The 22304-nt window shown below is 69.5% G+C and carries 15 protein-coding genes; 3 read left to right on the forward strand and 12 right to left on the reverse strand.

All coding sequences use genetic code 11. From position 1 onward, the window contains the following. Positions 1 to 40 precede the first annotated feature (40 nt). The 7 genes from ACFWI9_RS17910 to ACFWI9_RS17940 form a co-directional block, all read right to left on the reverse strand. Positions 41 to 928 carry an esterase/lipase family protein gene (locus ACFWI9_RS17910; protein WP_387163023.1) on the reverse strand — a complete coding sequence of 296 codons (888 nt, stop codon included), beginning with the start codon at positions 926 to 928 and terminating at the stop codon, positions 41 to 43. A gap of 265 nt (positions 929 to 1193) precedes the next feature. Continuing rightward, the gene (locus ACFWI9_RS17915) at positions 1194 to 2156 is read right to left on the reverse strand and encodes a DUF6879 family protein (protein WP_387163025.1); all 963 of its coding nucleotides are present in this window, start codon (positions 2154 to 2156) and stop codon (positions 1194 to 1196) included. A 60-nt stretch (positions 2157 to 2216) separates the two neighbouring features. Beyond that, positions 2217 to 3194 (reverse strand): SCO2521 family protein, encoded by a 978-nt coding sequence (locus ACFWI9_RS17920; RefSeq protein ID WP_387163026.1) that lies wholly within the window; start codon positions 3192 to 3194, stop codon positions 2217 to 2219. 1 nt (position 3195) lies between these two features. Then, positions 3196 to 4152 (reverse strand): SCO2522 family protein, encoded by a 957-nt coding sequence (locus ACFWI9_RS17925; protein ID WP_387163028.1) that lies wholly within the window; start codon positions 4150 to 4152, stop codon positions 3196 to 3198. Continuing rightward, a complete protein-coding gene (locus ACFWI9_RS17930) occupies positions 4149 to 5060 on the reverse strand; it encodes an SCO2523 family variant P-loop protein (RefSeq protein ID WP_387163030.1) in 912 nt (303 codons plus the stop codon). The genes ACFWI9_RS17925 and ACFWI9_RS17930 overlap by 4 nt, the downstream gene beginning before the upstream one ends. Before the next feature lie 3 nt (positions 5061 to 5063). Beyond that, positions 5064 to 6905 carry an SCO2524 family protein gene (locus ACFWI9_RS17935; RefSeq protein ID WP_387163031.1) on the reverse strand — a complete coding sequence of 614 codons (1842 nt, stop codon included), beginning with the start codon at positions 6903 to 6905 and terminating at the stop codon, positions 5064 to 5066. Positions 6906 to 7003: 98 nt separating this feature from the next. Continuing rightward, positions 7004 to 7795 carry an SCO2525 family SAM-dependent methyltransferase gene (locus tag ACFWI9_RS17940; protein WP_387163033.1) on the reverse strand — a complete coding sequence of 264 codons (792 nt, stop codon included), beginning with the start codon at positions 7793 to 7795 and terminating at the stop codon, positions 7004 to 7006. 323 nt (positions 7796 to 8118) lie between these two features. On the opposite strand from ACFWI9_RS17940, the gene ACFWI9_RS17945 reads away from it, so the two are divergent. Continuing rightward, positions 8119 to 8553: a GNAT family N-acetyltransferase gene (locus ACFWI9_RS17945; protein WP_387163035.1), complete on the forward strand. Its 435-nt coding sequence runs from the start codon at positions 8119 to 8121 to the stop codon at positions 8551 to 8553. 22 nt (positions 8554 to 8575) lie between these two features. Here the strand turns inward: ACFWI9_RS17945 and ACFWI9_RS17950 are convergent, their stop codons facing one another. Continuing rightward, a complete protein-coding gene (locus ACFWI9_RS17950) occupies positions 8576 to 9562 on the reverse strand; it encodes a hypothetical protein (RefSeq protein WP_387163037.1) in 987 nt (328 codons plus the stop codon). After that, positions 9559 to 13167 carry a DNA polymerase III subunit alpha gene (locus ACFWI9_RS17955; RefSeq protein WP_387163039.1) on the reverse strand — a complete coding sequence of 1203 codons (3609 nt, stop codon included), beginning with the start codon at positions 13165 to 13167 and terminating at the stop codon, positions 9559 to 9561. Before ACFWI9_RS17955 ends, ACFWI9_RS17950 begins: the two co-directional genes overlap by 4 nt. 203 nt (positions 13168 to 13370) lie before the next feature. On the opposite strand from ACFWI9_RS17955, the gene ACFWI9_RS17960 reads away from it, so the two are divergent. Further along, entirely contained in the window at positions 13371 to 14555 is a 1185-nt protein-coding gene (locus ACFWI9_RS17960) for an AI-2E family transporter (protein WP_387163040.1), read from the forward strand. Between the two features lie 34 nt (positions 14556 to 14589). On the opposite strand, the gene ACFWI9_RS17965 is transcribed toward ACFWI9_RS17960, so the two are convergent. After that, on the reverse strand, positions 14590 to 15675 hold the full coding sequence (locus ACFWI9_RS17965; RefSeq protein ID WP_387163041.1) for a S1 family peptidase: 1086 nt from the start codon (positions 15673 to 15675) through the stop codon (positions 14590 to 14592). Positions 15676 to 16068: 393 nt separating this feature from the next. Between ACFWI9_RS17965 and ACFWI9_RS17970 the strand changes: the two genes are divergently transcribed. Next, positions 16069 to 16932, forward strand: a complete 864-nt coding sequence (locus ACFWI9_RS17970; RefSeq protein WP_387163062.1) for an alpha/beta fold hydrolase — start codon at positions 16069 to 16071, stop codon at positions 16930 to 16932. Between the two features lie 55 nt (positions 16933 to 16987). Here the strand turns inward: ACFWI9_RS17970 and fxsT are convergent, their stop codons facing one another. Further along, entirely contained in the window at positions 16988 to 20917 is a 3930-nt protein-coding gene (fxsT, locus tag ACFWI9_RS17975; RefSeq protein WP_387163043.1) for an FxSxx-COOH system tetratricopeptide repeat protein, read from the reverse strand. Then, on the reverse strand, positions 20901 to 22253 hold the full coding sequence (gene fsxC / locus ACFWI9_RS17980) for an FxsC protein (protein ID WP_387163044.1): 1353 nt from the start codon (positions 22251 to 22253) through the stop codon (positions 20901 to 20903). Before fsxC ends, fxsT begins: the two co-directional genes overlap by 17 nt. Positions 22254 to 22304: the final 51 nt, after the last annotated feature.

Here is a 22304-nt window from a genome sequence, read left to right on the forward strand (position 1 = left end):
GTGCCGGTACCCGGCAACGGGTACCGGCACCGGCCGTCGTTCAGTCGAACACCGACGCGCAGGTGGTGCGGGTGGCGTGCGCGGGGTCGAGCGCGTTGGTCACCTCGTGGTAGGCCACCCGGTCCCACAGACCGATCGCCACGTGCTCCGAGAGGTCGATCGAGCACAGGTCCTGGAGGGTGACGTTCTTGACGCCGGGACCGCTCAGGAAGGCCGAACGGTAGGGCGTGACCACCTCGTCGTACTTGGTGGCGATGACGGTGTATTGCACACCCGGGACCGTGTCTCCACCCTCGTTGAGCTTGGTGAGGAAGGCGGATCCGGCGATCTGGTCGGCAAGCGCGGGAGTGGCCGCGTTCAGCAGATCGGCGGCCGCCGGGAAGTACTTGAGCAGACCGGCCAGCCCGCTCAGTGTGGTGCCGTGGTTGCTGGGGGCTATGCCGACGAGCGCGTTCACCTTGTCGACTCCGCCGAGGAACTTGAGGTAGTAGCGCGGCATCATGCCGCCCTGGGAATGCCCGACGATGTCGACCTCGTCGGCGCCGGTCGCGGCGAGCACCCGGTCGACGTACGTGTCGAGCTGCTCAGCGGACTTGTCGATGGGGCCGAGGCCGTTGAAGAGGGGGACGCCGGGCAGCTGACCGTAGTCGAGCGAGAAGACGCAGTAGCCGCGGTGCACGAGGTACGGCGCGAGGGCGAGCCAGTTGTCCCAGGAGTTTCCGAAGGTGCCGTGGACGAGGACGACCGGGCGGGGGTGGGCGGACGAGGGCTTGCAGGAGTAGTCGTTCCAGCCACTGGAGGGGGCAGCGGCGGTGGGGGCGGCAGTCTCGGTGGGGGCGGCGGTCGCGGTGGCTGCGGGGGTGAAGCCGACGGCGGCGGCCAGCACGAGGGCGGCGAGGGGTCTGAGGGCGCGTCTCCAGGACAGCATCGAGCGATCTCCTTGCGGCTCAAGGGAAATGGCGATGACTGGGGATGTGGGGATTTCCCTGCGGCCCGGACCACAAGTGAGAGCTGTACTCCAGACAACGTACGCACGAGTAACCAGAACTGGGAAGTTACGGGTCAGTAAAAACTCTCGCCTCGTCAAAGCGCTCTCTGATAGGGCATACACGAACGACCACCGGGCAGCACTCCCGGTGGTCGTTCGATGGGGTCGTCAACGACCCTGAGCCGGTACGGAGCCGGTACGGGTACTACTCCTCGGGGTCCCTGCCCCCCGCCTCCCAGAGCTCCGCGAAGCGCTTGACGCGCCGCGCCACCCGTTCCTCCCGCAGGTCCACGGTGGTCTTGGAGTTCATCCCCCGCAGATCGGGCTCGACTTCATAGGACAGCGACTCGTCGAACACGATGAAGTCGTTCGTCGTGTCGATCCCGGCCTCCGGCGGTAGCTGGGACAGCGCCAGTACGCGTACGTCGATACCCAGACTCCTCTGGCGAGCCACCAGTTGTTCGAGCGCGCGATCGATCTGGTCAGGGGTGTTCACGATGAACAGGCGCCGGATGCGCACCCCGCGGCTGCGGATGGCGTCACGCTGCTCTCTGAGATAGCGCTGCCCCAGCTCACTGGGCCAGAAGTCATGGTCCACCGAGGTGCTCGTGGCGTCGATACTGCCGCTCGCACACTGGGTCAGTGTGACGATCCAGTCGTGGTCCTCACCGTCGTAGTCGGTGTGCTTCTGGTTGAGGTTGGCCATCAGGGTGGCGAGCCGGTTGATCTCGGCCTGTGCGAAGGCCCGGATGATCGCGGGCCCTTCGGAGCTCACCGATGTCGCGTTGCGCACCAGCCGGTTCACACCGTCGGTACGCAGTGCGGACCCCTCGACCAGTCCGAAGAGCTCCGTCGCCTGGTTGATCTTGGCGAATCCCTCGGCGACCAGCTCCTTCATCTCGGCGTTGTGGACGGTCAGACCGGACTCGACGGCACCCAGCCGCCGCTCGAAGTCGATCATGTACTGAATGATCATGGCGGCCCCGCCGAGGAAGATGGAAGCCGTCAGCTTCCACACCTCGGGCTGGTCCGTGGCGTTCGTCAGGGCGTAGGTGAATCCGCCGATCACCACGGTGATCAGGGTCTTCAGCAGGAACGGCGGTATACCGCCGCCCTGCGGGCGCCCTAAGGAGTCCGACGTTCCGCGCGCTGTCGTCGATGCGTTCACTTCGGTCTACTCCCCCGGTTCGGGTCGCGCGTGCCCACACTCCCGCGGCGTGCCGATGTCTCAGCGTGCCGTCAGGGCCTCGCGCAGCAACGGAATAGCTTGCAGAGCCAACTGGTCCCTGATGCGCTGGACCAGCGTTTGCCACTGCCGGGTGAATCCCGGCTCCCTTTCGAGTACCTCCCAGAGCGGGCCCAGGGCCCTGTCCACACGTGCTTTGGGCATCCACAGATGGAGCAGATGATCGACGGCAGGCCGCAGCGCCATCACGGCGCCGTGCCCGTCCACCGACCCGAGCCGGCTGCGCTCGACCATCCTGACAAGGGTCGTGAGCAGCCAGTCGTGCAGGGCGAGGTCCTCGCAGAGCCCCGCGATCGCGGCCGGCTCGGTGTCCTTGGGCACTCGCAGTTCCACGGTCCGCAGCCCGTCCGTGGCCAGGGTGAAGCGCTGGATCGCCGGGGCCTGTCCAGGAGCGCCGGATGGCAGCGCGGTCCAGCGCAGCCTGGTCCGGCCGGACTTGAAGGGAGGCGACTGGTCGAGCAGGGGGTGGCGCATGACGTTCCCCAGCAGCTGTTCCGCGATCGTGCCGAGGTCGAGCTCACCAGGGCGCTGCTGGCCCGTCAGAAACGCCTCGGCCGCGTCCCGTGCGGGGAGCCGCCCCAGTGGCTCGATCACCCCGGGCCTGACCAGGTAGTGATCCCAGGGCTGCCGCTGCTCGGGGCCTTTGGCCGGGGCACGGTAGTACGCGGTGGTCTGGAGCACCCGGCCCTCGGTGAGCACGGCGTGCGCGGCGACCGTGCCGACCACGCGCACCTTGGCGCCGGATGCCGTGGCCAGGCGGCAGTCCACTCCGGTGAGGACGTCGGGGGACACCGCGTGCAGGTTGGGGCGCTCGGAGACCCGTACCCGCTCGTCGGCACGCAGCCGCAGCAGTTCCAGAGCGCCGGCCGCAGGCAGCGACTGGTGGGTCCTGAGCAGACCGGTGCGGATCTCGCCGCAGACCAGCACGGGCTCCCTGGGCTCCTCCTCAGGTACGCCCATGTCAGGGACCCGGGTAGAAGACGTATCCGGCCCGGTCGGCTACACCGTCGGGCACCGAGACCCCCTCGCGGGCGGAGCGCTCGGCGATCTGGCTGAACGCGACCGGATCGACTTCGACCTGCCCCAGGATGACCCGCACGGCGTGCTCCACGGGCAGGAAGCGGGACGGCAGGACGGAGTAGGTGCGGTAGGCGCAGAAGGGCGCTGCGGTCGCGTTGAGCTGGATCAGCGGGGGCAGGTCGTCCCAGCTGTACGGGAAGTCCTTGCCGGGCCACGCCTTGGGGCGCAGCACCGGTTCGCCCCGGTAGCGCAGCAGCCCCATCCTGGTCAGCTGCCAGACGGCGGCGAGAAAGGGGCAGGACCAGGTGCGGCGCTGGTCGAGGTCGTCCCAGAGCTCCACGTCCATGAAGACCGAGTGGCGGCGGGCCGCGGTCTCACTGGGCGGGCGCCACGATGGCACGTTGGCCATGGCTTCCAGGGATTCCACACCGGGTGTGCGTTCGCCGTTGGCGAGCCACCCTATCTCCCTGACCGGAGGGCGGGATCCGTCACTGCCGGGCGGGGGAGACTCGACCAGCCGGTGCTCCACTACCTCGGCGATGCCGATGCCGTCGGCCACCGCGCAGCCTGACTCGCGGGCCAGGTAGTCGATGGTCAGCCCATGGCGTTCGGCCTCGGTCAGCAGTACGGGAACGAGCTCCGCCGGGGTGGAGAAGCGGGTGAAGTAGTCGTCGATGAGGAAGCAGGTGCTCACCCGGGCCCGCTTGCCGTTTCCGGCCGCCATACCTCGTACGGCGTCGGCCCAGGGCCGTACCTGCGCGAAGTGCGCACTCAGCCGCTCGGGGCCCGCTTCGAAGTCCTCCATGTACAGGTGGCCCAGCTCCAGGGAGACATGGGACAGCGGTACGGACTGGGTGCGGGGCTCCGCGGTGGTCTCGCGGAAGACGGCATCGCTCACTGCTGCCCCCAGGACTCTTCGTCGGTGAGCTTGGCGGCGAGTTCCTCCAGGGCCTGCCAGGTCTCCATGTTGGCGATCCGGCTGGCCAGCACGTCCTCGTCGGTGATCAGCTGCTCGCGCCACTGGAGCACGGGCTCCAGCGGGATCGAGCCCAGCACCTTGGTGAAGCCGATGTCGAGATCCCCGGCGAGTTCGTTGAGGTCCTGGTCGCACATGCGCATCCAGGCGGACTGGGCGGGTGGCACCTGGGACCACAGCGGCGACTCGGGGTCGGGAACCGCAGCCCGTACGAAGCGGATGGCGCCGCGCAGTTGCTCTTCGTCATGCCCGCGGGCCACTCCTCCGGAGACGATCCCGCGCTGGCCGAAGACAAGACCGGCGGCGGCGATGACATGCTGCCTGGTCCAGCGGTGGTAGACCAGCCATCGCGCCTTGACCTTGCGCATCTGGGAGGTGGCGTCCAGGACCATGTCCACGGCGTAGCTGCGCCCGGCGCTGAGGTCCACCACGACCAGGTCGTATTCGCTGTTCAGGGCGAGGAAGATATCGATACAGCGGCGCAGCACGTCCTTGGTGACGGCGAACTCCCCGCCGCTGAGATCGCCGGGCAGCAGGGTCAGATCGCCGGAACCGGTGGGCCGGTGGCGCAGCACGTCATGCTCGGTCTCGGCCCATACATCGATCCGGACCGGCTCGGGGATCTTGCCCTTCAGGTAGGAGTGGAGGCCGCCGTGCTCGATTCCGCGCAGGGCGCTGGGCACGTCGAAGACCGCCGCGGCGGTGGGTGATCCGAAGTCGAAGTCGAGGTAGCAGACGTTGTCCCCGGCGATGGCGCGCCGGTAGGCGAGATTGGCACTGGTGACGGAGCGGCCGGTGCCTCCCTTGTCGGAGGCCGCGAAGACGAGCACCGTTCACGCTCCCCTGGAAGCGGTGTGCCTGGCCAGCGCGAGGGTGTCCAGCTGGTTGAGCACCTCGATGGTCAACGCATAGGCCGTGCCCGGCTGTTCTTCGATGATCTCGCGGGCCCGCCGCAGTTTGACCTCGATGCCCTTCAGAGTGATACCCCGGGAGCCCTCGGCGACCGAGGTCGGTTCCAGCTGTTCGCTGCCGAGGAGGTGGGTGGCTTCACTGAGCAGATCACCGGCGAGTACGGAGAGGTCGGCGCTGCGGATCGGCGACTGGGTGTAGAGCTGGCGCGCGGCGACCATGCACTCGGTGACGCGCTCGGTGATGCTCCAGGAGAGCGGGCCGATGCGCTCCGGTGCGTCGGGGTAGACGGAACGGACGTTGTCCCAGAGGCCGGCGCCTTCCCCGACCCGCAGCCGGCGCTGCCACACATGCTCGAAGATGCGCTCCCCCAGCCGTAGCAGCCGGTCGTGCGAGGACACGTTGCGGGACAGCGCGCACAGCTGGATGGTGCGCTTGAGCAACTGTGCGGAGAAGTCGGTCATGTTCCACTGCATGGGCGGCCCGAGGGCCTCACTGCCTTGCAGGGGCAGCTCGATACCGGGGTTGTGGAGTGTGATCGCCCGGTCCCGCTGGGTCATCCGGCTGGTGACACGCCCTCGCTCGGCGAGGCGTTCCATGATCGCGACGGTGCGGGTGAGGTCGTCGTCCGTGGCACGCCTGCGGACCAGGTCGTAGACGACGATGGCGGCCACACAGAGCGAGAAGTACTCCGATTCCAGCCGCTGCCCTGTGGTGCGCCAGGGGATGTCCTCGAGGGGCCAGACGCCGTCCCCGAAGCGGGCGATGCCCGACCAGTACTGCTGGGTGATCTCCCAGCGCAGTCTCAGGGCCTCGGCGAGCCGCTGCTGTTCGGGGTTGAGCAGACCGAGGGTGAGGGTGCGCTCGGAGAAGAGGTCCTGGATGCCGTCGAGGGCGACCACGGTGAAGTAGAGGTACGGGACGGGCTTGGCGATGCCCGACGGCTGCGGCCCGATCGGTTCGCTGGTCTCCACGGTGGGCGCGTCCTGCACCAGGCCCCAGGCCCAGCCGCACTCGAAGAGCTGGTTCTCGTCGCTGAGGCCGTCGGCGATGTCGACACCCAGCACGAACTGGTCGCGCAGGACCGCGCGCAGGGGCTTGAAGCGGCGCTGGAACTGCTGGACGACGATCCGGTCCGAGACCTGGTCCTGGCCGATGAGCCGGCACAGCGTGCGGCCCTGTGGGGCGTCGGCGTCGAAGACGTTGATGGTGAAGGAGCGGAGCAGGCTGACCATCGCGGCGGTGAGCCGTGCCTCGGTTGCCGATCTGAGTTCCTCGGCGAGGGCCCGCACTTCGGCGCGCCGGGGCTTGCCGAGATAGACCTTGAGAAAGCCGAGTGTCGCGAGGGACAGCGTGATCGACATGGAGAAGGAGTCGACGACTCCCAACTCCCTTTGTTCTTTGGTGAGTTCACGCTCCGCGTCACCGGACACGTAGTAGTGGCCGCCCGCGAAACTGGGCTGCTTGTCGCCCGACGTGTGATTGCGCATGAATTCGGCGAGCGCGGTCAGGAGCTTTCCGGGGATCTCCAGCCGGCCGCCGACGTCCTTGAGCGCGTCCTGTACGTCACGGTCCGTTGTGTCCGGATCATCCAGGCGGAACGCCGGGATCTCGGTGGCGGGATACATGAGGCAGAGCAGGCGCTCGGCGTCCGCGACGCTGCTGCGCCCGCCCCATTCACCCCAGTCCCATTCACCGTCCTGGAACGAGTGGCGCGCAATGGCCCGCCAGATGTCCAGCAGTTGCTGGCGCGGCTTGATCTGCATCCCCCATACCCCTCGTACTGACGCCCGGCAGCGTGAAGTGAATTAATCGCCCGTGTGGCTCAAAACCGTGCAGTGGCTATCAAGGTGGCCATGCGGCGCTATGCGGAATTGCGCTTTCCGCAGGCCACGATCATTCCTTCATAACCGACCCGGAGCGGATCCCCTGGAATTCCGATGGAGGAAACCTGAACCTCGCCTTCCGTAAACGGCGCCAGGCTGTCCTGTACGTCATTCGCGTCGACACTGCACGCGGGGAAGAACTCGTCGCCCACCGAGTACCCCTGCGAGCCCTCCATGAAGGCGGCGGCATAGGGGGCACCGGGAGTCAGGCACTCGGCGAATCGCCGTACGCCCTCCTGGAACTCCTCCAGCGAGGTGGACATCGACTCGGCCACGAAGAACATCGTCCCGACACCCCAGCGCCGCTCGGGCAGGTGGAAGAGGTTGCCCTGCTTGACGTGGGCGGCCAGGCGCAGCGCCGGTCGGGGGTCCTCGATGGCCGCGTAGGGCTTCCGCTCGGACAGCACGTCCCAGAAGGCGTCCCAGTTGGTGTCGTAACGCGGGATCTGGCGCTCCAGCCACTGGACGTTGGTCTCCGCCCGCTCGAACAGGGTCATCCCGGTGCACCAGGGGAGCAGGGTGAGAGCGGGATAGAGATTGGCACCGGAGCCGACGTCAATGCCCGAATCAGGACGCCCCGGGTTCCGCTCGAAGTGATCGCAGAAGTAATCACGGACGATGCGAATGATCTGCTCGTCATCAGGGCGCAGCTCGCGATAGTTATGATCAACATATGCGTCGGAGTCGAACGAGTTCCAGTTGGCCTCGTCGTTGAGCTCCGGCTTCCCGGACTCGCGGATCTCCGGACGGTCAGTCGGTTTCAGAACCATCTTTCAATGGTAATGGAAAAACACCGTCAGGTCCCGCACTACGCAAGACTTCCGAAGCACGGGGGGCGCGTCGGTGCGTGTGGCCGTCGAAGGCCCGTTCCCACCTTGAAGGTCCTGCTGAGGCGGGCAATGCTTGATCCGACCACCTCCGCCCGCGGTCCGGCGGGCACGGCACCGGGTCACCCGGCCTGTATCACCCGTATGGGTGATACATAGCGCCTTTGACCCCTTCGTGAGGGAGTGGCATGACTCCTCTGCCCGGAGATCGTTCTCTGTCGCGCGCCGCCGCGGTGTCCTGTGCCCCCCGGGGCCGGCCACCGCAGGTGAGACCGGTCACCGAAGAGGACCTCAGCCCGCTGGCCCGGCTCGATCAGGACGTCTTCGCCGAACACGCCTATCCCTTCTTCGTGTTGCGCCAGTTCTACGACGTCTACGGGGACCAGTTGCTGGTGGTCGACGACGGTGGGGAACTGCTCGGATACGTGCTGATGGGCACGACGCTCGACAGGTCCCGCAGTTGGATCCTGGGACTGGCAATCGACCGCCGCTCGCGGGGCCGGGGGTTCGGCCGCCGGCTGATGGCGGAGGCGCTGGAACGATTACGCGCGCACGAGGTGGGCGAGGTCTGGCTGACCGTGGAGCCGGCCAACGCCGCCGCCATCGAACTATACGAGTCACTGGGTTTCGACAAGGTCGAACGCCACCGGGACTACTTCGGCCCCGGAGACGACCGCCTGGTGATGGTGCTGCGGCTTTAGCGAACCACCGGGGACGCGTCGCTCACGCTGCGAGCGAGCCCGGGATGACCGCCCGGGGGCCGAACCTGGCGCGGACGCGGTCCGCTGCCGCCTCGATACGGCGGGCCTTCTCGTCGGCGGGGTCGAAGGTGAGCTGGTGCGCCGCCCGCTCGGCCGGGAACAGCCCCTCGGCGCGCAGGGCTACGCCACGGACGCGGGCGCGCTGCAGGCCGAGGGCGTCGAGCAGTCCGTACGCGGTGCCGGTGAGGGACGCCGAGTGGGCGGTCGGCTCGTACAACACACGGGACTTGGTGGTCGTGGTGCGGTCGGCGTAGCGCACGGTGAGACTCAGGGACCGGCAGACCTGGCTTTCCGCACGCATCCGGGCACCGAGCTCCTCACTCAGCGAGACCAGGGCGCGTCGGTGTCCGGCCGGGTCCAACTCATCACGCGGGAAGGCGCGTTCGGCGCCGACGGAGCGGGCCGCGGCATGGGGGACGACCGAGGTGCGGTCGATGCCATGGGCCTTCTCGTACACCTCCCGCCCGGTGCGAGCGCCGAGGATGCGCTGGAGTACGGCCAGGGGCGCGGCGGCGACCCGGTCGACGGTGTCGAGTCCGTATCCGCACAGGGTGCGGGCTGTCGCCAGGCCGACCCCGTGCAGTGCGGCGACCGGGCGTCCGGTGAGGAACTCCGCCGCGCCGTCCACGGCGAGGGTCCTGCCGGGGCCGGCCTCGCGTGCCGCCATCCGGGCCAGCAACGGGTTGGGGCCGGCCCCGATGACGCAGTCCGCCCCGTAGAGGGCAAGCGCCCGTACCCGTATCATCGCGGCCAGTCCGGTCGCGTCCCGGTCGAAGTACCGCAGCGCGCCCCGCACATCGGCGAGAGCCCCGTCCGGCGGCAGGGCCTCGACGGTAGGGGTGAACGCGCCGAGCAGCGCGAGCAGCCCGGCATAGGCGGCCTCGTCCGGGTGACGGTCGCCGCCTGCCACGCGGAACCGCAGGCACAGGATCGATGATTGGGCCGTCATCCCGCGCTCCCCGGGCTCTGGTGCCACAACTTCCTGGGGGCGGCGGCGCTGTCACCGGCCGGGCGGAGGTCGGCCCAGGCGTTCATCTCGTATCCGGTGGACATACGGATGCTGCGGCCGGGGGCTGGAGTGCCGGTGGACGGACCGCTCGCGGCCAGCCGCCGCGCCACCGCGTCGAGTCCCCCTTCACGGCGCGTCTCGATCAGGTCCGCGAGGTTCCAGGCCGCTGAGCCGACCACGCTCAGGCTGCGCGGGCCGCGGCGCTGGACCACTCCGCGCACCAGCAGCAGCCAGGAATGGAACACGGTGTGAGCGCAGGCTTCGTGGCTGTCGTCGAAGAAGGCGAGGTCGACCAGGCCCGTGCCGTCGTCCAGGGTGGTGAAGATGACCCGGCGGCCGGAGCGGATCGGCGGGGTCTGGGTGGCCGCCTTGGCCCCCGCGACCAGCACGGTGGCACCGTGCTCGGCGTCCCGCAGGCGCTTCGCGGGGGTCACACCGAGCTCGGCGAGGAAAGCACGGTGGTCCGCCATCAGATGCCGGGACGCGTCCATGCCGAGTACGTTCAACTCGGCGCTGAGCCGCTCGGCTTCGTCGAGATCGGGCAGCCCGACGGACGCGGTCCCGCGACCGCCGCCCAGCGGAAGCTGACCACTGCGGCCGTGGGATGCCGATCCCCGCTGCGTACGGTGGAGTTCGGCGAGATGCAGCAGCAGGTCGCGGCGGTTGGCACCGAACGCGTCGAGCGCGCCCACCTGCGCGAGCCGTTCCGCCACGGGCCGCCCGGGATGTGCGCGCTCCCAGAAGTCCAGCAGGGACGCGTACGGCTGGCCTGCCTCGATCCGGGCGGCCTCCGCCTCGCTGATTCCGTGCACATCGGCGAGCGCCAGCCGCAGACCCCACACCCCGCCGTCACCACCACCACTGCCATCGGACACCAGTTCGATGCGATGAGTGGCCGCGGACCGGTTCACATCCAGCGGCAGCACCGGCACCCCGCGCCGCCGGGCGTCCGCCAGCAGCAGCCGCTTGGGATACATCCCGGGGTCATGGGTGAGCAGCCCCGCGTAGAAGGCCGCCGGATGGTGGGCCTTGAGCCACGCCGACTGATACGTGGGCACGGCGAAGGCCACCGCGTGCGCCTTGCAGAACCCGTAGGAACCGAACGCCTCGATGATCTCCCAGGCCCGCGCGGTCACTTCGGCCGTATATCCCCTGCGTTCCGCCTCCCGCGCGAACCACACCCTGATCCGCCCCTGCGACTCGGGATCGGAGAGCCCCCTGCGCACCCGGTCGGCCTCGTCCCGCCCGCATCCCGTCAGGATGTCCACCATCTCGATGATCTGCTCGTGGAACACGACGACCCCGTAGGTCTCCCCGAGCGGCCCCGCCAGGTCCGGGTGCGGATAGCGGACCGGCGCGCGCCCGTGCCTGGCCTCGATGAACGGCCGCACCATGTCGGCGGCGACCGGCCCCGGCCGGAACAGCGAGATGTCGACCACCAGGTCGTGGAAGTCCGCGGGCTGCAGTCTGCCGATGAGGTCGCGCTGGCCTGGGGACTCGATCTGGAAGCAGCCCAGCGTCTCGGCGGAACGGATCAGCCGGTAGGTCGCCGGATCGTCCGGTACCACCTGCGCGGGGTCGTCCAGGTCGATCCGGTGCCCGGTCGCCCGTTCGACCTCGGCCACGGCATGGGCCATCGCCGACTGCATCCGTACGCCCAGCACATCGAGCTTGAGCAGCCCGAGGTCCTCGACGTCGTCCTTGTCGAACTGCGACATGGGAAAGGGGGTGCCGCCCCCCGGCCCACCCGGGAGGCCCCGTGGTTCCTTCGGTCCCCGTGGACCTTGCGGAGCCTGCGAGCCGTGCGGGACCAGGCCGCTGGTCGGCACCACGGGCGTACGGCTGAGCAGCGAGGCGTCCGAGATCAGCACCCCGCACGGATGCATGGCCACTCCGCGCGGCAGCGCGTCCAGCCCTTCGACAAGCTCCCAGAGTCTGCCGTGCCTGCCGCCGTCCGGCCGGTATTCCCGGGCCACCTCGCGTAGTTCGGGCAGTTCCGCCAGCGCGGCGCGGGCATCACGGGCGCGGATATGCGGGAACGCCTTGGCGAGCCGGTCGATCTCGGCCGGGTCCATGCTCAGTGCGGCACCCACATCCCGGATCGCGTGCCGCACCCGGTAGGTCTCGGGCATGGCGACGGCGGCGACCCGCTCCGCGCCGAAGCGGTCGATGATCGCACGGTAGACCTCCAGACGGCGCGCGGACTCGACGTCGATGTCGATGTCGGGCAGTACGAACCGGCGCTTGGACAGGAAGCGCTCCATCAGCAGGTGCTGCTCGACCGGATCGGCTTGGGCGATGCCGAGCAGATGGTTCACCAGAGAGCCGGCCCCGGAGCCGCGCGCTGCCACTCTGATACCCATCTTCCTTACGTCATCGACCACTTGGGCGACCGTCAGGAAATAGGTGGCATTGCCGTGGGCGGCGATGACGTCCAGTTCGGAGTGCATGCGCTCCCAGTAGGTACGGGCTTCGGGGCCCCGGTCGTATCCGCGCAGCACCATCCCCGCCGCGGCCCGGGAGGCGAGCACCCGCTGCGCCGTGCGCCGCTCGGCACCGACGAGATGCGGCTCCGGGTAGTAGGCGTACCCCATGCCCAGATCGTCCTCGGGGTCCACCAGGCACTCGGCGGCGGTCTCCTCCGTGGCGGTGAGCAGCCGGTGTGCCGCGTCCCGCCGCCATCCGGCCGCCTCGGCGATCCGCTCGGCCGCGCGGTACATCCCGTCCGGCCCCTTGAGCCATCGTTCCCCGCTGTCCAGGCCTCTGGACGGATCGACCGGGACGAGCCTGCGGGCCGCGTCCAGGACGTCCGCGACCGGACCCTGGCCCGGGTCGGCGTACCGTACGGCGTTGCTCAGCACGACCCGGACTCCCTGCTCGGCCGCGAAGCCGGCGGTACGGGCGGCGAGCCGCAGCGAGCCCGGGCCGGTACCCGTGACCCCGTGGTGTACGGCTTCGAGCCGCAGAGTGTCCCCGTAGCGCTCCCGCCAGGGGACGAGCAACCGGGCGGCCCGGTCGGGGCGGCCGGCGGCGAGCGCCGCGCCGACCTCGGAACCGGGACCGAGCAGCACGGTGACCCCGTCCGCGGACTCCCCCAAGGCGTCCCGTTCGAGGGCGGGCAGACCATCGGCGGCGGTGGCATGGGCGGCGGTGACCAGCCGGCAGAGCTCCGCCCAGCCGGCCGCACCGGCGCGGGCGAGGAAGACGACCCGGGGAGTCGACTCATCGATGAAGGCACCGCCACGCACCGGGGTGCGCCGGCGGGCGGCCCGGCCGTCCGCCTCTCCGCGCTTCCCGCTCTCCCCGTCCCGTCGTACGGCGTTCCCACCGTCCCGTACGGCGAGCTCGGTGCCGAACAACGGGCGCACTCCCGCCTTGGCGCAGGCCTTGGCGAACCGGACGGCTCCCGCGAGGGTGTCCCGGTCGGTCAGGGCCAGCGCGTCCATACCCCGCTCGGCGGCGCGTGCGGCCAGCAGCTCCGGGTGCGAGGCCCCGTACCGCGTGGAGAACCCGGACGCTGTGTGCAGATGCGTGAAACCGGGCATCCGCACCTCCTGGCTCAATCCGCTCTCACCTCCCCCTCGCCTCCACCATAGACCAAGTTTCGAACGTCCGTGCGAATCCATGCACGGGCACACCAGTACGGGCGCACCGGGGGGTGCCATCGGGGGGAATGTCGGACCGGAGGCGTTGGGCTCCCCCACCGACGTGGTACGAGTCGGGGCGTACCAGGAGGTGGTGACGGCAGATGCCGAGGCGATCCGCCACGCGGCAGGGCAGCGGACGGCACCGGCCGCCGCACACGGCACGCCGTCCCGTACGCCCGGCGCGCCCCGCCCCGGGCGGCGAGCCCCCGGTCACCCCCGCCCTGCGCACCGCCGCCGCCTACTGCTGGCGGCTACTGGCCGTCGGCGTCGTGGTCTACGCGGTCTTCTCGGCGCTCGGGCGCTTCCACGAGCTCGCCGTGGCCGTCTTCCTCGGGCTGGTCGGCACGGCGGTGCTGCGGCCGGCGACCGATCTGCTGGCCAGGGTGCTGCCCCGGCCGCTCGCCGTCGCCCTCACGCTGATCGGCAGCGTGATCGTCGTATTCGGCATCCTGGCGCTGGTCGGCGAGACGGTCGCCAGGGAGTGGGACTCCCTTCAGCGGGAGCTCGGTGACGGGATCGGCAGGATCCGGCACTGGCTGGAGCGGTCGCCGATCGGACTGGACCCGGAGGCGCTCACGGACGTCCAGTCGCGCATCAAGCGACTTCTGTCCCAACACCGCTCCATGCTCGCCAGCACGGCCCTCAGCGGAGCCGGACGACTGGTGGAGGTACTGACGACGCTGGCACTCGGGCTGTTCTGCGCGGTGTTCTTCCTGCACTCGGGCGACCGGCAGTGGGCCTGGTTCTGCGCCCAGCTACCGCTGTCCGTCCAGGACCGGGTGGCACTGGCGGGCCATGCCGCATGGCGAACCTTCACCGGATACACCCACGGCATCGTGCTGGTGGCGGCGACCAACGCGGTACTCGTGGGGGTGGCGCTCTCCCTCATCGGAGTGCCGCTCGCCGTACCCCTGGCGCTGCTTGAGTTCTTCGCCGCCTTCATTCCACTGATCGGCTCCCCCATCGCGCTCGCCGTGGCGGCGGTGGTGGCCCTGGCGGCCAACGGCCCGGTCATCGCGGCCGTCGTCGTCGGGCTGATCGTGGTCATCGGGCAGATCGAGGGGCATGTGCTGCACCCGATCGTGATGAGCTGGGCCGTCCGGCTGCACCCGGTGGTGGTGGCGCTCACCGTCGTCGGCGGGGCCATCGCCGCGGGGGTGATCGGCGCGATCGTGGCCGTCCCCCTGGTGTCGGTGCTCTGGGCGGTACGCCAGGCCCTGCGTGGGAAGGACACACCGGAGCGGACGAACGCACCTGAGAACGCAGCGAGCCCGGGCCACCCCTGAGGGCGGCCCGGGCTCCGGCGGTCATGCGATTCGGTCAGCCGATCTCCGCGCCGAAGACCTGGAGCGCCTCGGTGACCGGCTGGAAGAAGGTCTCACCGCCGGCAGAGCAGTCGCCGCTGCCGCCCGAGGTCAGGCCGATCGCGGAGTCGCCCGAGAAGAGGGCGCCGCCGCTGTCGCCGGGCTCGGCGCAGACGTTGGTCTGGATGAGGCCGTTGACGACCTGGCCGTCGCCGTAGTTCACGGTGGCGTCAAGGCCGGTGACCTCGCCGTCGTGCACCTGGGTGGTGGAGCCGCTGCGGGTCACCTTCATGCCGACGGTCGCCTCGTCCGCCTTGGCGATCTCCTGCGTGGTGCCGTCGTAGAGGTTCACCTCGCTCGGGTGCTCGGTGTCGCCGCTGTACTTGACGAGGGCGAAGTCGTTCTCGGGGAACTGCGAGTCGACCATCGAACCGATCGCCGGGCCGCCCTCGGACTCGGACCACTCGCTGCCGGTCTCACCGCAGTGGCCGGCCGTGATGAAGTGCGGCTCGCCGTCCTTGACGACGTTGAAGCCCAGCGAGCAGCGTCCGCCGCCGCTGTGGATGGCGTCACCGGCGGCGATGTACTTCTTGAACTCGCCCGCCGACTTCTTGAGCTCCGCCTTCTCGCCGAGGCCCTTGACGACCGCCTGGAGCTTGGCCCACTCGTCGCCCTTGACCGTACGGTCGGCGGTGACGACCACCTTGTTGGTCACCGGGTCGGTGGCCCACGACGTACCGGCGATGGTGGCGCGGTCGGTCAGCGTCTTGCGGGCCGACTTCAGCTCGGCCAGGGTGTTCTGGACGATTCTGGCTTTGCCGCCCGCCTTGCGCACGGCCTCGGCCGCCTCCTCGTCGACCACGTTCATCACCAGGGCCTTGGCCTCGGCGTCGTAGTACGCGCCGGCCGTGTCGCCACCGAGGTCCTCGACCAGCGTCGAGGCGAGGTTTCCGGCCGCCGTCACCGACAGGGTCTTGAGGGTGGGCTTCGGGGCTTCCTCACTGGCATTCGCAGTCTGGAAGGTGATTCCGGCGGCGACCAGCGCCACGACGGCGCCACCCGCCATGGTCGCGCGCTTCCGGGATATGCGGCGGTGCTTCAACAGTCGACCTCCTGTGGGGGCCGCGCACGGTCAAGTGGGGTGGTCGTGCACGGAGGATGAGGCGCCCACTATTCCGAAACCGGCCGGTAACCCACAAGGTCGACTTCAGGACGCACACATGACCGACCGAACGCGCCCCGAGTTCGTTCACAACCCCCGAACATCACCCACCCGTTCCTTTTGCGAACACGCGTTGCAATCTTTCGATGAACGGCCCGTAAGGACTACTCCTGTCCTGAAATCAACGCCGCCCGCCGAACTGTTTCCGGTCGGCTGATGGGTATTCACCGTCAGGGAGGGGAATGCCAGGACAGTATGGCTGCACCCAGCACATACGGCCCGATACACGGACCGACGTGCCCATAGCGAAGGAGGCGGGGGTTGCGACGTCGCATGCGCGCCTCGGACGGGCGGCGGCACCTGATGGTGGAGCGACTCGGGGATCCCCGGGGCAGACCCGTCTTCCTGCTGCACGGCACTCCGGGCAGCAGGCTGGGCCCGGCCCCCCGGGGCATGGTGCTGTACCAGCGCGGAATGCAGCTCATCGCGTACGACCGCCCGGGATATGGCGGTTCGGACCGTTTGCCGGGCCGCAGTGTGGCCGACGTCGCGGAGGACGTCCGGGCGATCGCCGACTCCCTCGGGCTCGACCGCTTCGCCGTGGTGGGCCGCTCCGGTGGCGCGCCGCATGCACTGGCCTGTGCCGCGCTGATGCCCGACCGGGTGACCAGAGCAGCGGCTCTTGTCACTCTGGCCCCGCGGGACGCGGAGGGGCTCGACTGGTTCGAGGGCATGGCCGCGTCCAACGTCCTGGAGTACTCGACGGCCTCCACAGACCCGGACCGGCTGACGGAGCGCTTCATCATGCGCTCGGACGAGATCCGCAGGGACCCGGTCAAGCTCCTTGACGACCTACGGAGAGAACTGACCGACTCCGACCGTATGGTGGTCGCGGACGCCGGCGTCCGGACCATGCTGCTGCGCAACTACCAGGAAGCGCTGCGCACTTCGGCGTACGGCTGGATCGACGACGCTCTCGCCTTCTGTAGCCCGTGGGGTTTCGACCCTGCCGACATCAAGCCACCCGTGCTGCTCTGGCACGGTGAAAAGGACGTCTTCTCACCGGTCGGCCACTCGCGCTGGCTCGCCCAGCGCATTCCGGGTGCGACGGCCGTACTGGAACCGACCGCCGCCCACTTCGACGCGCTGCACGCCCTGCCCGGGATCCTCACCTGGCTGCTGGAGTCTGATCGCTGAGGGCCTTCGGCCGGGAGACCCTGTGGCATGGGCTGCCACGCCACAGGGCCCCGTGTCACACCGCGAGTGGCTCCAGATCCCGGTGGATCCGCCGCTCCTCCCTGGCGATGCGCGTCATGTTGTGATCGTCGCCGAGCAGCCTTCCCAACTCCTCGACGGTCTCCGCGCGCAGCACCGCCGCCTCGTCCTTGCGTCCCAGCGCGCCGAGTGTCACGGACATGTTGGAGGCGACGGCGAGCGTCTCCGGGTGGTGGACACCCAGGACTTCACGGAGCTTCCCGAGCGCACGCCGCTCGGTGACCAGCGCCTCCTCGTACTCTCCTTGGTCGGCACGGGCGTTGGCGAGGTTGACGGTGCAGAACAGGGTGTGCGGATGGGCGGGACCGAGGACACCGGTCATCTCCCGGACGGTACGGCGGAGCACATCCTCCGCACGATCCGGATTGCCGCAGCCCCAGTGGTAGATACCGAGGTTGTTGATCGCGGCGAGGGTGTACGGATGCTCCGCGCCCGGCGCCTCGACGTACTGGTCGACCACCTCCTGCGCCAGGTCCCTGGCCGCGACCGGCTCCCCGGCGGCGAACAGGTCGGCCGCCAGGTTCAGATCGCAGGCCAGTGAGTCCGGGTGGGCGTACGTGTACTTGGCGCGGTAGCGGTTGCGGGTGGCCGTGGTGAGCCGCCGCGCGTCCTCCAGCCGTCCCGCCCTGCGCAGCGAGACGGCGAGGCTCTTGGCCGCGGCCAGGGTGCCGGGGAAGGCCCGGCCGAGGCTCTGCTTGTACACCTCGTAGGTGCGCGCCAGCAGGGTCACCGAGTCCTCGTAGTGCCCGACCTCACGCAGATCGCGGGCGAGCGAGGTGGCCGACGACAGGGTGTAGGGGTGTTCGGGGCCGAGCACCTCGGTGCGCCGGTCGAAGACGTCCTGGTCGAGTTCGCGGGCGCGGGTGTAGTGGCCGACCATCCGCAGGTTCAGGGCGAGGTTGTTGGCGGCGGCCAGGGTACGCGGATGGGACTCGTGGAAGATCTGGCTGAAGCCGTCGTGCGCCTCGGTGGCCAGCTCCATCGCCCTGCCGTACTCGCCGAGCGCGCCCAGGTCCATCGCCAGACCGGACGTGGTCATGTAGGTGTGCGGATGGGAGTGACCGAGCACGGCCCGCTGCCGCTCCAGGGTCACCTCGTCCAGTTCCCTGGCATCCGTGTAGCGCCCCTGGGAGCGGAAGATGTTGGAGAGGTGGAAGCGGAGGTACAGATACTGGAGGTCGTCGTTGCCCAGCATCTCTCGCCAGGAGTCCCGCAGGTCCTCGGCGAGCTCTCCCGCGGTCTGCCAGTCGCCCCGCTTCCACAGGTAGCGCACCCGGTCGATGAGCAGCCTGCGGGTCTCCGGCTCCTTGCAGTAACGCGCCTCGGAGTGGGCGAGGTGCGGCCAGATGGTGCTGAACCGCGCCCAGGTCTCGGGGTTGTCGATCGGCTCGTCGTCGTCGGGTCGCGCGCCGGCGAGGATCCGGTGGACGGCGTGGCGCGCGTCCATCTGCTCCTGCTCGCTGAGCTGGGACCGGATCACGGCCTGCACCAGCCGGTGGACCTGGATGGAGTTGGAGACCTGGTCGACCTTGGCCAGGGCGAAACGGCCGATCTCCCGGATGACCCGGCCCAGGACCAGCTTCTCCTGGAGGGACGCGTCATAGGGCTTGAGAGCCTCGATCATCTCCTTGCTGTAGAGGAGGTTCGCCGAGATGGGCTCGGGTGCGAAGAAGGCGCAGAGCTGGAGTAGCCGTACGGCGGCGGGTGAGCGTTCCTTGAGCCGCTCGATGGAGACGTTCCAGGTCGCCGCGACCGGCTCCGGGTAGCCCGCGGGCTGGTTGAGCGCGAGAACGCTGGAGGCCTGCTGGCTGAGGCGTTCCAGATACGCGGTGACAGGGGTCGCGGTCTCCGCGATCCAGGCGGCGGCCTGCTCGACGGCGAGCGGCAGGTCGCCCACCGCACTGGCGACCTGGTCGGCGTCCTGTGCGGTGAGTCCGGGGGCGCGGCGGCGGAGGTGCTCGATGGACTCCTCGCGCAGGAACACGTCCACGGGCAGCGCGTCGCCGTACTGGGACCAGGTCTGGTTCCTGGAGGTGACCAGGATGTGTCCGCCGGTCGGGAAGAAGCGCTTGAGCTGCTCGGGGTCGTCTGCGTTGTCGAAGACCAGCAGCCAGCGCGCGGAGGGCACACCGCGCCGCAGCAGGTCGACTGCCTCCTGGGAGGCGGCGGCCATGTCCTCGCCGCCCTGGGCACCGAGCCGGACGGCGAGTTCGGCGAGCCCGGCGATGACATCGTCGGGCTGTTCCGAGGAGATCCACCACACCAGGTCGTAGTCGGCCATGAAGCGGTGTACGTACTCCAGCGCCACCTGGGTCTTGCCGACGCCGCCGAGTCCGTAGAGCGTCTGCGGCTGCGGCAGGACCACGGCCATCCCGCCGCCGAGCTGGTCGCGCATGCGCTCCAGGACCACGGAGCGGCCGGTGAACCCGGGGTTGCGCGGCGGCGCGTTCCAGATCTTGGGCACGGTGCCGGGGAAGCGCGGCCCGGGTGATACCCCGTCGGCGAGCTGCACCGGGCGGTCGAGGGCGCGCAGCAGGGCCGTGGTGGCGTGCACCTCGTCGAGCCTGAAGAGGTCGACGGGATTGCGGTCGATGTAGGGAGTGGTCAGGCGTACGTCGCCCACGCGCACCGGCAGCAGATGGCGCCGTCCGCCGCCGGGGTCCTCGGACGCGGCGCGTTCCCAGACCGCCATGGCACGCGCGGATTTGAGGTAGGCGCTGGAGAGCAGCACAACGGTGCGCGCGGCGGTCTCGGCGAGCTGGGCGGCGCTGTCGTCCGGAGAGGGTTCGGCGGAGACATCGCGCGGCACCACACGGAAGCCGGCCCGGACGAGGACGGACTCGATCCAGTCGGCCCACATCCGGTTCTCGGCGACGTAGCTGAGGAAGAGATCGGCGGGCAGGGCGGGGCGTCGGCGGGTGAAGGCGTCCCTGATCCGCAGCCTGACGTCCTCGCTGACCGCGGGCATGCCGGTGATCCGGCCCGCGGTGATCACGGAGGTGAGCCGTTCGAAGGCGGAGAGCAGGGAGTTGGTGAGTCCCGTCTCGTCACCGAAGGTGGCCAGGGTCTCCTCGTAGGCGTAGTAGGGCCGGTACGGGATCTCCACCGCGCCCCAGTAGGAGGTGAGTTCCTCGCCGGAGAGTCCGGTCGGGAAGCGGTCGAACTTCAGCCGGGCGAGGGCCCGTCCGGCGTCCGCCTTCTCCTTCTCGCCCTCGTCGATACGCATGGGCACGGGCAGGATCCGGATGCCCCGGCCGCCGTAGCGCTCGTCGATCTGGCGGGCGACGGCCGCCGCGCCGTCGATGGACTGGTCGCTGAGGGTGAAGCAGTCGACCAGGATGTCCGGGAGGTGGACGGTGCAGATGTCGGCGATGTCACTGAGCCCGGTGCGGCTGTCGATCAGGACGTAGTCGTAGTTGGCCTTCATGTCGTCGCGCAGTGCGTCGAAGAAGTGCCCGCCGCCGAGGCGGTCGTAGAAGTTGTCCCAGTCGAAGGTGGAGACGGTCGCCGAGTACTCGCGGTTCTGCTTTCCGGCGGAGACGAAGTCGAGTGTGCCGCCGTCGGGGAACTCCCAGCCGAGGTTCTCGGGAGTGAGCGAGACCGCGTGCGGCTGGATGCGCGCGTAGTCGCGGTGCCAGTCGTCGGGGCGCTGCACGGGGCTGGTCGCGGCCCAGGCGTATTCGGTGATCAGGTCGATGACACCGGTGGTGGCGCCGAGTGTGGACGGGTCGAGGAAGGGGTGGAAGAACCGGTGCAGTCCGGGTGCCTCCAGGTCCCAGTCCACGGCGAGGACCCTTTTGCCGTTGGCGGCGAGTATCCAGGCCGTGTTGGCCATGGCCATCGTCCTGCCGGTGCCTCCCTTGTAGGAGTAGAAGGTGACGATGCGTCCGTCACGACTGACTGTCATCCGGGTCCTCCGCATCGGGCGCACGGTCGAGCATGTCGGGTATGAACTGCGTGGTGGCGTACTCGGCGGCCATCGGGCCACGCAGCCGGGGCCGTTCGGTGTGGCTGCCGCCGGCGGGCGGATAGACCTGTGCGTGTCTGAGGTACTGCTGGGCGGCGGCCTCCACCACCTGGGGCAGGATCTGGCCGAAGGCCTCCATACTGGGCAGCCCTCGGGCGGCGGCGCGGCAGGCGGCGCGGCCCTGGCTGAGTTTGGTGGGCAGGGTGGCTTCCAGTCTGGCGGTCAGCTCGGCGTCGGCGGCCCGGCTCTGGTGGTCGTCGCGGTTCCAGGGGACGACCACGCTCACCCAGGGGCGGTGCTCGGCGTCGAACGCCGCGAGGCGTGCGCACCGTTCCTCGTCCTCCAGCGCCCAGCGGTCGATGAGCAGCAGCTCGGGCTGGGTCGGCGGCTGCTTGGCGTCGAGCGGTGCCGCGTCATGGTCGAACGACGTGATGGTGGCCTGGTAGTTGAGGGAGCGGACCAGGTCCTGCGCGATGTACGCGATGGGTCTGGCGGACTCCGGGTGGTACGGGTTCCAGTCCTGCGGCATGTCGCCGTAGTACGCGGGGTCGCGGCCGTTCGGCACATCGTGCCGGGTGGGGGCGGCGATCGTCACCTTGATGGGGCGGGGTCCGGTGCTGCGCGGTTCGGACGGGCGCGGTGTGCCGAAGGCGCTCGGGGCCTGGCGGTAGTCGAGCGGCCGGCTGGGACCAACGCCCGCGGTGTCGGCCACGCTGACGATGCGTTTGGCGAGTTCGTAGACCGCACGCTCGTACTCCTCGGCGAACAGGCGGAGTTTGATGAGCCCGTAGAGGCCGTCGGTGACATAACGGTCGCCGAACGCGCGGTGGTTGAACTGCAGTCTCTCGGCGGGACCCGGGAGTTGCTGGGGCGGTACCGGTACCCACAGTGCGGGCACGATGGCCTCGGCGGGCCGGTTGCTCTTGGCCTGGTGGTAGATGGCCCTCTGGGCGAAGGCGTACCACTCCTTGCCGCACATCTCACTGGCGAAGTAGCGGGGCGAGAAGAGCGGTACGAAGACCCGGCAGGTGGCGAGCACCTCGCCGAGCCGCTCCGACCACCCCTCGCCCGAGCGTATCTCCCGGTCCATGAAGCCGGCGGGCGCACCGGCCGGCAGATCGGTCATGGCCATCACATGGCCGCACAGATCGCGGAAGAGGCGCTCGACCCACATATCGGGGTCGGGGCCCCCGGGCCCGTACCGCGGTGTATGCGCGTAGCTCAAAAAGAAGTACGGCCGATGGTCCGCCGCTCGCTGCTGCGATGACGCGTGCACACGACCCCCGTCCTGGTCCTGTGTGAGCACTCGCACTCCCAGGTTCGTCGG

The organism is Streptomyces sp. NPDC127084, from assembly GCF_042724175.1.
In the GTDB taxonomy this organism is placed as follows: domain Bacteria; phylum Actinomycetota; class Actinomycetes; order Streptomycetales; family Streptomycetaceae; genus Streptomyces.